Annotated in this window: 1 protein-coding gene; it reads left to right on the forward strand. The window is 34.3% G+C overall.

What is annotated here, in order from left to right; all coding sequences use genetic code 11:
- Positions 1 to 807: class I SAM-dependent DNA methyltransferase (locus ABDH49_09185; protein MEN3047113.1), on the forward strand; the 807-nt coding region annotated here is incomplete at both ends.

Genomic DNA, 807 nt, shown 5'->3' on the forward strand with positions numbered 1-807 from the left:
TTAAAGTCATATGAAGAAAAAAGTTTTGTGTATCAGGGTAACTATATTCCTGACCCTTTTAAACTATATATAGCTTCCTTAGAAAGGATAGGCAAATATACTCATGATAAAAAAGAGATAGATCTACTCATCGTCCGGCTTAAGAAAGAAACCTCGCTTGAACGAGCGAGAGCAATGCAGAGGAATTTTATAGCTTGGCATTTAAATTTAAAAGGTAGCAGGGATAGTAAATTAAAAGGCGCAGCACTTGTCGCTTTTGTATCTCCCACTTCAGAGGATTGGCGTTTTTCTCTTGTAAAAGTAGACTATAGCTTTGAAAAAACACAAGCTGGAGAAATAAAGAATAAAGATGAGTTTACACCAGCGAGGAGATTTTCGTTTTTAGTTGGAAAAAATGAAAAAAGTCATACTGCACAAAGTAGGTTTTTGCCTATCCTTGAAGATGATGAGAGGAAACCTACCCTTGAAGATTTAGAAGAAGCCTTTAATGTTGAAGTTGTAACAAAAGAGTTTTTTGAAAAATATAGAGATCTATTCATAAGAACAAAGCTGGAACTTGACAGAATTTTGGATAAAGACACCAAAGTAAAGAGCGAATTCGAAAGCAAAAATATAAATACAGTTGATTTTGCTAAAAAATTGTTAGGTCAAATTGTTTTCCTTTACTTTTTACAGAAAAAGGGTTGGCTTGGAGTAGAAAAGGGTAAACCATGGGGTACAGGACCAAAAAATTTCATGAGAAGACTATTTAACAAAGAATTTGGAGGCTACCAAAACTTCTACAACGACGTCCTTGAACCTCTTTTC

The sequence above is a fragment of the Candidatus Hydrothermales bacterium genome (genome assembly GCA_039630235.1).
GTDB lineage: Bacteria > Hydrothermota > Hydrothermia > Hydrothermales > JAJRUZ01 > JBCNVI01.